Source organism: Caproicibacter fermentans (assembly GCF_014303955.1).
Taxonomy (GTDB): Bacteria; Bacillota; Clostridia; order Oscillospirales; family Acutalibacteraceae; genus Caproicibacter; species Caproicibacter fermentans.
In genome coordinates this window covers 1,302,529-1,314,695 of record NZ_CP060286.1, presented here as the reverse complement: position 1 = coordinate 1,314,695, position 12,167 = coordinate 1,302,529, and the positions used below count along the sequence as shown (strand labels likewise).

At 54.7% G+C, this 12,167-nt stretch carries 11 protein-coding genes, 1 pseudogene and 1 other annotated feature (1 of these 13 running past the window's edge); of the genes and pseudogenes, 7 read left to right on the top strand and 5 right to left on the bottom strand.

The genetic code is table 11. The features are described from left to right. Nucleotides 1–125 (top strand) — a sequence feature (ribosomal protein L10 leader region) (it extends 16 nt beyond the left edge of the window). Nucleotides 126–153: 28 nt separating this feature from the next. The 5 genes and pseudogenes from rplJ to HCR03_RS06575 all read left to right on the top strand — a co-directional run bounded on the left by rplJ (nucleotide 154) and on the right by HCR03_RS06575 (nucleotide 4,024). After that, nucleotides 154–690, top strand: a complete 537-nt coding sequence (gene rplJ, locus HCR03_RS06595) for a 50S ribosomal protein L10 (RefSeq protein WP_187037235.1) — start codon at nucleotides 154–156, stop codon at nucleotides 688–690. 31 nt (nucleotides 691–721) lie between these two features. Next, complete coding sequence (gene rplL / locus HCR03_RS06590; RefSeq protein WP_066649917.1) at nucleotides 722–1,096, top strand: 50S ribosomal protein L7/L12; 375 nt, start codon at nucleotides 722–724, stop codon at nucleotides 1,094–1,096. A gap of 218 nt (nucleotides 1,097–1,314) precedes the next feature. Next, nucleotides 1,315–1,861, top strand: a pseudogene (locus HCR03_RS06585) (DUF4342 domain-containing protein). Between the two features lie 23 nt (nucleotides 1,862–1,884). After that, the gene (locus HCR03_RS06580; protein WP_187037234.1) at nucleotides 1,885–2,562 is read left to right on the top strand and encodes a response regulator transcription factor; all 678 of its coding nucleotides are present in this window, start codon (nucleotides 1,885–1,887) and stop codon (nucleotides 2,560–2,562) included. Next, nucleotides 2,552–4,024: a sensor histidine kinase gene (locus HCR03_RS06575; protein WP_187037231.1), complete on the top strand. Its 1,473-nt coding sequence runs from the start codon at nucleotides 2,552–2,554 to the stop codon at nucleotides 4,022–4,024. Before HCR03_RS06580 ends, HCR03_RS06575 begins: the two co-directional genes overlap by 11 nt. Before the next feature lie 41 nt (nucleotides 4,025–4,065). On the opposite strand, the gene HCR03_RS06570 is transcribed toward HCR03_RS06575, so the two are convergent. Further along, entirely contained in the window at nucleotides 4,066–5,298 is a 1,233-nt protein-coding gene (locus tag HCR03_RS06570) for a D-alanyl-D-alanine carboxypeptidase family protein (protein WP_267459221.1), read from the bottom strand. Nucleotides 5,299–5,593: 295 nt separating this feature from the next. On the opposite strand from HCR03_RS06570, the gene HCR03_RS06565 reads away from it, so the two are divergent. Next, nucleotides 5,594–6,292 (top strand): metallophosphoesterase family protein, encoded by a 699-nt coding sequence (locus HCR03_RS06565; protein WP_187037230.1) that lies wholly within the window; start codon nucleotides 5,594–5,596, stop codon nucleotides 6,290–6,292. 96 nt (nucleotides 6,293–6,388) lie between these two features. Then, nucleotides 6,389–6,760 carry a group II intron maturase-specific domain-containing protein gene (locus tag HCR03_RS06560; protein WP_156990571.1) on the top strand — a complete coding sequence of 124 codons (372 nt, stop codon included), beginning with the start codon at nucleotides 6,389–6,391 and terminating at the stop codon, nucleotides 6,758–6,760. A 111-nt stretch (nucleotides 6,761–6,871) separates the two neighbouring features. Here the strand turns inward: HCR03_RS06560 and HCR03_RS06555 are convergent, their stop codons facing one another. The 4 genes from HCR03_RS06555 to HCR03_RS06540 form a co-directional block, all read right to left on the bottom strand. Next, nucleotides 6,872–7,681 (bottom strand): DUF4367 domain-containing protein, encoded by an 810-nt coding sequence (locus HCR03_RS06555; RefSeq protein ID WP_156990572.1) that lies wholly within the window; start codon nucleotides 7,679–7,681, stop codon nucleotides 6,872–6,874. Further along, the gene (locus tag HCR03_RS06550) at nucleotides 7,678–8,232 is read right to left on the bottom strand and encodes a sigma-70 family RNA polymerase sigma factor (RefSeq protein WP_066649938.1); all 555 of its coding nucleotides are present in this window, start codon (nucleotides 8,230–8,232) and stop codon (nucleotides 7,678–7,680) included. The genes HCR03_RS06555 and HCR03_RS06550 overlap by 4 nt, the downstream gene beginning before the upstream one ends. A 116-nt stretch (nucleotides 8,233–8,348) precedes the next feature. Beyond that, a complete protein-coding gene (gene recG / locus HCR03_RS06545; protein ID WP_187037228.1) occupies nucleotides 8,349–10,379 on the bottom strand; it encodes an ATP-dependent DNA helicase RecG in 2,031 nt (676 codons plus the stop codon). Between the two features lie 47 nt (nucleotides 10,380–10,426). Next, entirely contained in the window at nucleotides 10,427–12,112 is a 1,686-nt protein-coding gene (locus HCR03_RS06540; protein ID WP_187037226.1) for a DAK2 domain-containing protein, read from the bottom strand. Nucleotides 12,113–12,167 lie beyond the last annotated feature (55 nt).

Here is a 12,167-nt window from a genome sequence, read left to right as displayed (position 1 = left end):
ATTCAAAGACAGCAGGCGCTGTATGCTTAATGGATTTTCCGGCCTGCCGAGAATAAGGTTCGATATGCATTTGTGTGTTGAAGGCCTTTTCTGCGGCAGCGGGAAAGGCCTTTTACGTTGCGTGTTGATCTGAAACAACGGAGGTGAATCTATTTGCCAAGTGAAAAGATTTTGGAAGGGAAAAAGCAGGCTGTCTCCCAGCTTTCTGAAAGCCTGAAAGCAGCCCATACGGGCGTTATCGTAAACTATAAAGGGATTACGGTGGAAGCTGACACCAAGCTTCGCAAGGAACTGCGTGAAGCAGGCTGCCAGTACAAGGTCGTCAAGAATACTCTTCTGCGTCTGGCGCTGCAGGATTCCGGTATTTCCGGTCTTGAAGGTGTTCTGGAAGGGACAACCGCCATTGCCGTACATTCGGAAGATTATGTCGCACCGGCCAAGATCCTTGCGGGCTACGCCGATAAGAGCGACACTTTTAAAATCAAGGCCGGTTTTATTGACGGGAAGGCCGCGACCGCTGACGAAATCAAAACTCTTGCATCCCTGCCCTCGAAAGAGGAACTGGTCGCTCAGGCTCTTCGCGGCTTGAACGCACCGATTACCGGTTTGGTCACCGTTCTCAACGGTACGATCAAGGGACTGGTGGTTGCTCTGAACGCAATCGCCGAAAAACAACAGGCATCCGCTTAAAAAAATATATTAATTTGGAGGTTTCTATCTTATGTCTGATAAAGTTGCAAAGCTGATTGAAGATGTAAAATCCCTTACGGTTCTTGAGCTCTCCGAGCTCGTCAAAGCTCTTGAAGAAGAATTCGGCGTATCCGCCGCCGCTCCGGTTGCTGTTGCCGCCGCTCCGGCTGCCGCCGCTGCCGCCGCAGAAGAGAAGACCGAATTTGATGTTATCCTGAAGTCCGCCGGTGCGCAGAAGATTCAGGTTATCAAGGCTGTTCGTGAGATTACGGGCCTTGGCCTGAAGGAAGCGAAAGAACTCGTTGACGGCGCTCCGAAAGCTGTCAAGGAAGGCGTTTCCAAAGACGACGCGGAAGCAATGAAGGAAAAACTTACAGGCGCAGGCGCAGAAGTAGAAGTAAAGTAAGTTTCGTTCATCTGTTGTTCTCCTGTACCATAAAACGGGAAAAAAGAACCGCCCCGGCAATCCTGTGGATTGTTTGGGGCGGCCTTTTTCTGTTTGGTCTTGCAAAATAATAAAAGTTTTCGTACAATGTTTTTAATCCTATTTTAATGATCCTCAAATTGTCCTTAAAGTCGTTCCTGTTACTCTAGAGATACAGAAACGAAGGAGGAACAAATCAAATGGTTACTTTGGAGCAGGTTGAAAAATTGAAGGAACGGGCGAATGTAAGCTATGATGAGGCGAAGGCGGCGCTGGAAGCTACCGGCGGCGATCTTTTGGAAGCGCTGATTTATCTGGAGAAGCAGGGCAAAGTGAAAGCTCCCCGGGGAAATGGGTTTTACAGCAGCGCGGAAGAGATTCCGCGCGACAGCGAAAAACAGGCGCGGGGGTGAATTCCGTGGAGCGGACAGGGGAGAGAGCTTTTCCGGGCTGCTGAAACGGATCGGCAGGTTTTGCCTCAAATTGATCCAAAAGGGAAACAGCAACACGTTTGAGGTTTTGAAGGGAAACGAGTGCAAGGCTTCCATTCCGGTAACGGTTCTTGTGCTGCTGCTTGTTTTCGCATTCTGGGTTTCGCTTCCGCTGATGATAGTCGGGTTGTTCTTCGGTCTGCGCTATCGCTTTCAGGGGCCGGACCTTGGCAAGGATTCCGTCAATCACGCCATGGACAGCGTGGCGAACGCGACGGACGATTTGAAAAAATCGATCTGCGATGACAAAAAATAATTGAGTGCCGGGTGGTGAATCGGTTGGGCAGGAAAATTCTGATTGTGGAAGACGAGCAGAAGATCGCGCGGTTTATCGAAATGGAGCTGAATTACGAGGGCTATGCGACTGAAAAGGCGGCGGACGGACGCACCGGGCTGGAGCTTGCCGAGACAGGCGGCTTTGACTTGATCCTGCTGGATCTGATGCTTCCCGGAATGAGCGGTATGGAGGTCCTGCGAAGGATCCGCCGCTCTTTCGATGTTCCGGTGATCGTGCTGACCGCAAGGGATAGTACGATGGATAAAGTTTCCGGACTCGACGGCGGCGCGGATGATTACATTACAAAGCCGTTCGCAACAGAAGAGCTCCTTGCCAGAATTCGCAGCGCCCTGCGAAAAAGCTCACCGGCGGAAAGCGAACAGCTTTCCGCTTTCGGCGTTGTACTGGATCCTGCGCGCCGGAAAGTAACCGTGAACGGAAATTCCGTTCCGCTGACCAAGCGCGAATTCGATCTGCTCTGTTACCTGATGAAAAACAAAGGCGTGGTTTTGTCGCGGGAAGTCCTGCTGGAAAATGTCTGGGGCTATGAGTATGAAGGGGAGACCAACGCCGTGGACGTTTTTGTCCGTTTTTTACGTTCCAAAATCGACGACGTATACGGAATCAGGCTGATTTCCACGGTACGCGGCGTCGGTTATGTGATAAAAGATGAAGAATGATACGCCGAAAACCGGAAAAGAGCCTCCCGAGGACCGCGCCAGACGGTCGATCGTATTTCGGCTGAACACGGTTTTTTTCTTCGAAATGATCGGAATTTTTCTGGCGCTCGATCTGCTGTTTACCGCTTCTCTGTTCCTTGTTTCGGCCGGTCAGGCGGAGCGCGCCGCCGTCCTCGCGGTTTCCGCCTTTGAACGCAATGAACCGGACGTTTTCCAGAGCGGCGGAGTGACGGTGAGGGAAGGCGGCACAAAGCCGGACGGCACGGCGATACCGGCTTTTCTCGGCAGGCTGTTTTATGACCCGTCGCTGTCGGGGGAGCGCTATTTGACCTACCCGGAAAGCAGCGGCGCTTCCCTGCTTCACCGGCTTGACGGAATGGCTTACGCGCTTGCTCTTCGGAAAAACGGGCGGGACTGCGTCGTCACGGTCGATTTAAGCGGCGAGGTTCATCAGGGGAAAACGGTTTTAATCCTTCTCCTGGCCGCCGAGCTGCTGCTGCTTTTTTTCGGTCTGCGGTCGCGCGCGGGAAGAATCCGAAAAACGCTGCGTCCGATTGCCGAGCTTGCCGAAACGGCCCGCAGACTGAACCAGTCCCGGCCGTTTACGCCTGAGGAGATCGAGACGCTCGCCGGGAAAATCAACGGGATCAACGCGTCGCGCCTGGACACCCGCATTGCGGTAAACAGCACGCAGGATGAACTCAAAAACCTTGCGGGTGCCATCAACTCGATGCTGGACAGGATCAACGAATCCTACCGCGCTCAGGTGCGCTTTGTCTCGGACGCCTCCCATGAGCTTCGCACTCCGATCGCCGTGATTCAGGGGTACGTCAGCCTGCTGGACCGCTGGGGGAAGAACGACGAAAAAGCCCTTCAGGAGTCCATAGAGGCAATCAAAAGCGAAACGGACAATATGAAGCAGCTGGTGGAGCAGCTGCTCTTTCTGGCTCGTGGAGACAACAATACGATGCTTTTGCAGAAAGAGCGGTTTGACGTTTCCGTCCTTGCAAAACGGGTATTTCGCGAAACGAAGATGATTGACAAAGGGCACGATTACCTGCTTCAGGCGGAGCCTGCGCCGATCGAAGCGGACGAGGCGCTGATTAAGCAGGCAATGCGGATTTTAGTGGACAATGCGGTGAAATATACGCCTGCCGGGGGCGCAATCCGAATTTCCGTCGCGAGCCGGGACCGGGAGGTCCGCCTGACGGTTCAGGACGATGGAATCGGCATTGAGCCGGACGCGGTTCCAAGGGTTTTCGATCGCTTTTTCCGCACCGACGAATCCAGAGCCCGTGCCACCGGCGGCGCGGGGCTTGGGCTTTCTATCGCAAAGTGGATCGTCGAGCGTCACGGCGGACACATGGAGGTCCTGAGCCGCGAAAAAATCGGAACGAGAATTTCCCTTGTTCTGCCCGCGGCGGAAGCGGAAAAAGAACCGGACACAGAGGCGCCTGAATAGGCGTTTCTGCGTCCGGTTCTTTTGGGTACCGATGAGGCGGATTACATTTTTCTGTATTTCTTCACTTTGCGCATGTTTTTCTTTTTTCGGTTATAAATCAGTGTCAGGATAATATAAATGACCACAAGGAGAATAATCAGGGCGGCGATTATCAGGAACCAAATGGAGGTGAAAATCGACTTCACCACGTCGGTCATGTGCAGCAGTTCGCTTCGCTCGGCGGACTCGGACGCGACCAGGTTGATGGTGGCAAGCGTCTGGTCGGCGTATTTGAGCGTCGCCTTGCCGATGACATCTCCCTTTTTCACCGGCGCGTCCACATGGTCCGGGACGGTTTTATTGATGATAATGCTGCTCGAAGAGACGTCCTTCGGCAGGATAGCGGAAAAGCTTTTTTCCGCTGAAAGCAGCAGGCTGTCCTTTTGCCAGGCGTAGTTCAGCTTGACTTCCCCCAGGGACTGGTCGGTTCCGACGATTTTTTTCAGTTCCAGCTTTGTCAGCGCCCAACGGTAGAGGGCCGCGCTGTCGAGCATTTCGCCGCGCGCCGTGACCGCTTTGCCGTTGGCGTCGACGGAAGGCGCCCCCAGCGCTACGCAGAGATAGGTGTAGCCATAGGCGGAAGCGGTCGAAATCAGGCAGTAGCCCGCCTCGTCCGTATGTCCGGTTTTGATGCCTTTTGCGTAGGTGTAGAAATATTTCCCGCCGAGGGCGTTCTTGTCGATGAGAAGGTTTGTCGTGGAAAGCGTCGGCATCTGCTTCCCCGCGTCCGGCCCGCCGACAGGCTTGTAGGTATAGCGTGTCTGGGAGCAGATCTGCATAAAGTAGGGCAGGCTCATCGCGCAGCGGGTAATTTTCACCAGATCGTTCGCGGTTGTGTAGTGCTGGTCGTTATGCAGCCCGTGCGGGTTTGCAAAACGCGTACCCTTACAGCCCAGAGCCTTCGCCTTTTCATTCATCAGCTCGACGAATTTATCAACGCTCCCGTTTCCGACATAATCGGCCAGGACCAGAGCCGCGTCGTTTCCGGAGGGAACCATCATGCAGTTGAGCAGCTGATAAACCGTCAGCACATTGCCCACTCTGATGTTCGACATCGAGCTGCCTGTTCCCAGCAGCCGGTCGACCACTTCTTTGGATACCGTTACCCGAGTTCCCTGCAAATCTTTCACATGTTCGCTGACGATGATGTAGGTCATAATTTTAGTCAGGGAAGCCGGCTCCCTGCGGGTGTCCGCATTTTTCTGGTAAACGGTGGTTCCCGTGTCAAGATTCACCAGGGCGATCGCCGCGCAGGAGGTGTCGAAGTCGACGGGAAAACTCGCGGCTTGAGCGGGAACGGCGGTGAACAGAACGCAGCAGACGAGCAGAACGGAAAACAGGGACGCTAGCTTTTTTTCATGGAAATTTTGCCTCCGATGTGATATGATAATAAAGCCGGTTAGGCGCGTATTTATTTTAGTTGATCTTATCTTTAGTATAACAGCCAATTCCGAAAAGATAAAGAACTAAGCCACATAAAAAACGATTCTTTGCGTTCCCTTTGGGAATAAAATAATGGAGGAGACCGGTATGATCTATTTAACCGCCGATACGCACGGGGAAATGAGCCGTTTCGATTCCCCGCAGATGCGCAGATTAAGGGCGGGTGATACGCTGATCGTCTGCGGGGACTTCGGCTTTCTTTGGGACGGGGGAGCACGGGAGGAGAAGGCCCTGAAAAAGCTTGGCAAAAAGAAATACCGCATCCTGTTTTTGGACGGAGCGCATGAAAATTTCGACCTGCTGGAAAGCTACCCGATTTCCGAGTGGAACGGAGGAAAAGTCCGGCAGATCAGCGGAAATCTGTACCACCTTCTCCGCGGCCAGGTCTATGAAATCGAGGGGAAAAAGGTTTTTGCGTTCGGCGGCGGCGAGAGCACCGAGAAGCAGTTCCGCATGGAAGCGGGCAGATGGTGGGCGAGGGAAATGCCGACCATGGAGGAGATGCGCGAGGGCGCGGAAAACCTGAAGGCCGCCGGAAAAAGGGTGGATTATATTGTGACGCATACTCCGCCGCCCAGAATGGGCGCCGCTCCCGCAGAACCCGGAGCGGGCGGGAAAAACCAGCTCGAAGCGTTTTTTGAGCAGATTACAAAGCAGGTCGGCTACGAAAAGTGGTTTTTCGGCTCCTTACATATCGACCGAAAGGTCACCTACAAAAATTATGCGGTATTTCAGCAGATCCTTCCTGCTTGGGAAGCTCCGTTAAAACGTCACTTCAGAAAATAATGCAATGCTCCGGTTCTGCGGTCCGCAGAACCGGAGCATTTAATAGTGTGCCCGGCATGGGCAGACTCAAGCGGGTGAAAGACCCGAACGCGCCCGGTGGCGGGAAGCGCACAGCTGAACGGCAAGGGATATGAGTGGAAGAAAGTACGAATCCGGCGGTTCGTAACGGGATGGGTGAATTACTTCAAACTGGCGGATATGAAAACCCTGCTCACAGCCATCGATGAATGGCTGCGAGTGAGGCCCCGGACGTACATCTGGAAATGCTGGAAAACGATAAAGAACAAATACCGCAACCTGCGAAAACTCGGGGTAACCCAAAGAAACGCAGGAATCATGGCAAACACGAGAAAAGGCTATCGGCGTGCCGCCGACAGCCCCATCGTGAAGCTTGCTATATCAAAGGAACGCCTTAAGAAAGCAGGCTACACGTTCTTCCTTGACTGCTATGCTTCTGTAAAGGTGTAAACCTGGGAACCGCCGTGTACCGAACGGTACGCACGGTGGTGTGAGAGCCCGGGGGCTATTCGCCCCCTCCTACTCGATTAAGCTTACATCGCGATTTCCGTAACGCAGGAATTACTTTGACTGCTGAAAGGATTCCGCGAACGAAATCAAATCCTGCTCGGAGATATTTTTTTGCGTAGCAATGAAAACACTTGCCTTTCCGGCTTCCCACTCAATGGAACCACCGTCGACCAGAGCTGCGTCATGTCCGTTAATTTTCAGCTGTTTCACGTTCGTGCCGGCGGTTGCCGTGCCGTTTTCAGGGGTGTTGGATCTTTCCTGTACAAAAATTTGCTTTTTTCCGTTTTTATAATACAGATCGATATAGTCGCCGCTGATTTTTCCGTTCTCATCTGAATAAAGTTTCGCACAATCAAACGAGTAGCCGGAGGGCATTGCCGCGGGCAGAAGAGGCTGAAAAGAAAGCTGAGCGGTGGCTTTACTTAAGTCTTTTTCGGTGACGCGATTGTCCGATTGGTCACCGTTTGAAATAGTGCCGAGCTTTTTGCCGCTTTTATCATAGATATCAACGCTTTTGCCCTCCGGCATGCTGGTGATCAGGTTCCCGTTTTTGTCATAGATTTCCGGATTCGAAGGTTCCGCGTTCGGGTCCTCCTGGTAAACGATATTGTGCCCCAGATTGATGGTCTGAAGAATTCCGCTGACCGCGGTTTTCGCGAAAGCCGTCTGGGAAAATCCGATCAGGCAGACAAGACACGCCGCCGCAGCCGTCCAACGGGTTCTCGACCTTGAAGCGGAGAATCCCGCCGCGCGGCGAAACCCGTTCTTCATTTTATTTTTCTCAAAACGGTTCAGCTTCGGGTTTTCATATCCTTCTGTTCCCTCCTGCACATCATTAAGCAGGTCGTAAATGTTTTTCATGGTTTTACCTCCCTAACTTGTCTCAGTTTTTTTCTTCCGCGGGACAAACGGTTATATAAGGCGGATACCTTGATGTTCCGCTCCCGCGCGAGCTGGTCGGCCGGTTTTTCGCAGACATAGCAGTCCCAGAACAGCCTGCGGTCCTCTTCCGGCAGTTCCCGGAGCAAATCCAGGACCGCTTCGCGTACCTCACTGCAGGATTCCGACTGCGGTGCGGCGGAGCAATCCAGTTCCTCGTAATTCAGAGGAAGCTCGTTCCGGTATTTTATGCTTCTGCGCAGGCAGTCGATGGCCTTGTACCGGCACACCGCCGCCAGCCAGCCGGAGAAACTGCTTTTTGTGCTGTCAAAATGGCTGATCTCGTTCCAGACCGCGAGTAGAATGTCGTTTTCGCACTCTTCCCACTGGTTCGGCAGAGCAGACAGGCGTTTTCGCACAATGGACCGTATCATGCCGCCGTAGGAATCGATCACGTAATCCAGTGCCCGTTCGTCCCGCGCTTTCAGTCGGTCCACAAAGTTTTCACGGTTAATCCTTTTTGCATCAAACATGTTATCTCCTTTTCTGCCGTTCCCTGCAAAATTGGCGCGCTCATCTTTACAATTCGCACGCGCCCGTGCAAATCTATCAAAAAAGGCCGCGTTTTTTCGAACGCAGCCTAAAAATATCAATCCGTCCAGTTTTCAAAGAGCTGCCTTACTTCTGCCCGCAGCCCCCGGTGCTCCGGCAGGGAGAGCTCCGGATCCGAATCGAATATTTCTTTCGCGACCGACTGAGCTTCCTGCAAAGGGCCCATATCCGCCATCATATCCGCGATTCTCAAATCGGGAAGTCCGTGCTGCCGGTTTCCGAAAAAGTCTCCGGGTCCGCGGAGTTTCAGGTCCTCCTCCGCGATGCGGAACCCGTCGGAGGTGGAGCACATAATTTTCAGCCGTGCGAGAGCCTCGTCATTCTGTGCCGCGGAAATCAGGATGCAGGCTGACGCGTGGGTCCCGCGCCCGATGCGCCCCCGCAGCTGATGCAGTTGGGAAAGGCCGTAGCGTTCCGCGTTCTCGACCAGCATGACCGTGGCGTTCGGCACGTCGACCCCGACCTCCACGACCGTGGTGGAAACCAAAACGTCGGTTTCCCCCCGGGAAAACCGATCCATCACCGCTTCTTTTTCCTTTGGCTTCATTTTTCCGTGCAGCATGGCGATTCTGCAGTCCGGCAGCCATTTGTTCTTCAGAAGCTCCGTATAAGCCGTCACGCTTGCCATATCGCTGCCGCCCTCCTCAATCGTGGGGCAGATGATGTAGGACTGCCTGCCTTTTTGAATCTGCTTTTTAACAAAGCTGAAAACGCGAGTGCGGTAATCCGGCGTTACGGCGTAGGTCTCCGTTTTCTGCCTGCCCGGCGGCAGCTCGTCCAGTACGGAAAGATCCAGATCGCCGTAAATCATCAGGGCGAGCGTTCGGGGAATCGGCGTCGCGCTCATAATCAGCATATGGGGGCGGCCGCCTTTCGCGGCGAGCGCCGCCCGCTGGGTGACTCCGAACCGGTGCTGTTCGTCTGTAACCACAAGACCCAGCCGAAGAAATTTTACCTCGGCCGAAATCAGCGCGTGCGTGCCGATCAGCAGGTCGATTTCACCGCAGGCAAGCGCGGCGCGCAGCTTCTTCTTTTCGGCGGCGGGGAGAGAGCCGGTCAGAAGGCCGACCCGGATTCCCGCGGGGGACAGCAGTGCCGAAAGCGTTTGCGCGTGCTGCCGCGCGAGAATTTCCGTCGGGGCCATCAGCGCCGCCTGCATGCCGTTTCGAATCGCGGAGTGGCACAGGGCGGCGGCCACGGCCGTCTTGCCGGAACCGACGTCCCCCTGAATCAGGCGGTTCATCGGGAAACCGCCGAGCAGGTCCGCCATTGCTTCGCGAACGGCCCTTTTCTGGGCTTCCGTGGGCGAAAAAGGCAGCAGACTGTAAAATTCCGCTGTGAAGTCTTTCTGAAGCTGAAACCGGCTTCTGGAGCGGGAACGGCCCCCGATTTTCAAAAGACCGAGCTGCAAAACCAAAAGCTCTTCGAAAATCAACCGCCTTCTTGCCAGCGCAAGCGACTCCATGTCGCCCGGAAAATGAATGTTTTTCAGAGCGAAATCCAGGCGGGGAAGGGAATGCTCTTTTCGCAGCATCGGCGGAATCGGGTCGCGGATCGGGTCCGGCAGCAAACGGAGCGCTTCGCGGACCGCGTTTCCGATCATCCGGCTGGAAAGGCCGTTTGTCCGGCGGTAGACGGGCAGAACCTGGGGGCAGGATTCAGCCGGATAAAACTCCGGCGAAGCCATCTCCCGTTTGAGGAAATTAGCGGTAACTTTGCCGTAAAAAAGATAGGTTTCGTTTTCCCGCAGCAGGTTCATGACGAAACGGTTGTTGAAAAAGGTTAGTTCCAGAGTGCTTTCCCCGTCATCCGCACGGGCCTTGTAGAGCGTCATTCCCCCGCGGATTCGAGTCTCGCGGGGCGCCTGAATCACGGTTGCCCGGATGGCGCAGGGCGTTCCCAGCGGAGCGGTACGGATGGGTGAGGGGTGGCTCAGGTCCTCATAGGCTCGGGGGTACAGACGCAGCAAAGCGCCGACCGACGGCGCGCCGAGCTTTCGAAAAAGCTCCGCGCGCCGTTTGCCGACGCCTTTCAGTGTTTGTATTTCCTGTCCGTATAAGCTGGCCATTTTACCACCTGCAAAACGTTTTTTGCCGAATCAGGCGGGCATGGCTGTCATTCAACCGAAACAATAAAGTAGTAGACCGGCTGTCCGCCGTTGACAAGGGTGATTTCAATATCGCCGCTGACTTTGGCCTTGATGCGGTTATACGCGTCGTTCGCCATTTCCTCCGTCACGTCCGCGCCGTAAATCAGCGTGATAAACGAGGTTCCGCGTCCCACCATGGAGCGTGTCAGCTTGGAACAGGCGTGAACCACGTCCTTGCTTTTTTCAATCAGGCTTAATTTGCCGTTCACCAACCCCAGCGTGTCCCCTTCGCGGATTCTTTTTCCCCCGAATTCGGAGTCGCGGGCCGCGAACGTCACGGTGCCGGTCTCAACGCCGGACGCGGCTTCCATCATGCCGACGGTGTTGACTTCGACGCTTCCGTCCGGATTATAGGCCAGCAGTGCGGAAAGGCCCTGCGGAATCGTCCGGGTCGGCAGTACAATCACCTTCCGGTCCTGAATCAGAGGAATGGTCTGCTCAGCAGCCAGAATGATGTTTTTGTTATTTGGCAGAATGATGACGGTCTTCGCCGGAGTCGCAAGAACTGCGGCCATCAGTTCCTCGGTGCTTGGATTCATGGTCTGCCCGCCGCTGACCACCTGAGTGCAGCCAAGGTCGGAAAAAAGCGTTTGCAGCCCTTCGCCCGCGGCGACCGCCACAAAACCGACTTCTTCCACCGGCTCCGCCGGTTCCGGAGCCGCTGACCTTGCTTTGGCGGCTTCGTTTTCCTCGGCGTTTTTCCGGTGCTGCTCTTTCATATTATCAATCTTTACCGTCAGCAGCTGCCCGTAGGCAAGGCCCGCTTCCAGCGCGTTGCCGGGATCCTCCGTGTGTACGTGAACCTTGATGATTTCATCATCGTCCACAACAAGGACGCAGTCGCCCATGCTCTCAAGGTAGGTGCGAAGGTCCTGGGGGTCTTTCGCGCATTCGGAGTTCCTTCCGATAATGAACTCAGTGCAGTAGGTGAAATGAATCACTTCGTCGAATTCGGCGGCCGCATTGCGGAAAAAGTCGCTGTCCAACGTCCTGTCCCTGCCGGGCTGATCGCCTTCCGCCTCCGGCGTTTCGTTTGAAATCACGGTGTGGTCGCGGAACACGCTCAGCATACCGTCAAAAATATGGCACAAGCCTTTGCCCCCGGCGTCGACAACGCCGGCGCGTTTCAGAACGGGAAGGAGCTCCGGAGTTTTGGCAAGCGCTTCCTGTGCTCCTCTGCAAATGGCTTCCCATACCGCTACGGGGTCATCGCCGTCAAGCGCGGCGGCCTTTCCCGCTTCGCATGCGATCCGTGAAACGGTCAGAATCGTGCCTTCGGTCGGCTTCATGACCGCTTTATACGCGGCCTCCACGCCAATGCCGAGAGCCGTGGCAAGGTCGGAGCCGCCGACTTCCTCCATCCCCTCCACGCCCTTCGCGAATCCGCGGAACAGCAGGGAAAGAATGACGCCCGAATTTCCCCTCGCGCCGCGCAGAAGGGCGCCGGAGGCGATCTTTGCGACTTCCCCGACGGAACTCGGCGTTGTTTTAGCCAGCTCCGCGGCGGCGGAGCCCATCGTCATGGACATATTGGTTCCCGTATCTCCATCCGGGACAGGGAAAATGTTAAGCTCATCGACCGATGTTTTATAGCGGATTATATTATTTGCACCGGATATGATAGCGTTTTTTAAATCAATCCCGTTTATCACTTTGGCAGCACTCCCTCAATTCTAACAGCGGTTAAAAGCCGGTTCGATCCGGTTT

Coding starts and splice junctions, on each gene's coding strand:
- rplL (WP_066649917.1), top strand. CDS start 722: ATGTCTGATAAAGTTGCAAAGCTGATTGAAGATGTAAAATCCCTTACG.
- HCR03_RS06575 (WP_187037231.1), top strand. CDS start 2,552: ATGAAGAATGATACGCCGAAAACCGGAAAAGAGCCTCCCGAGGACCGC.
- HCR03_RS06565 (WP_187037230.1), top strand. CDS start 5,594: ATGATCTATTTAACCGCCGATACGCACGGGGAAATGAGCCGTTTCGAT.
- HCR03_RS06555 (WP_156990572.1), bottom strand. CDS start 7,681: ATGAAAAACATTTACGACCTGCTTAATGATGTGCAGGAGGGAACAGAA.
- HCR03_RS06550 (WP_066649938.1), bottom strand. CDS start 8,232: ATGTTTGATGCAAAAAGGATTAACCGTGAAAACTTTGTGGACCGACTG.
- recG (WP_187037228.1), bottom strand. CDS start 10,379: ATGGCCAGCTTATACGGACAGGAAATACAAACACTGAAAGGCGTCGGC.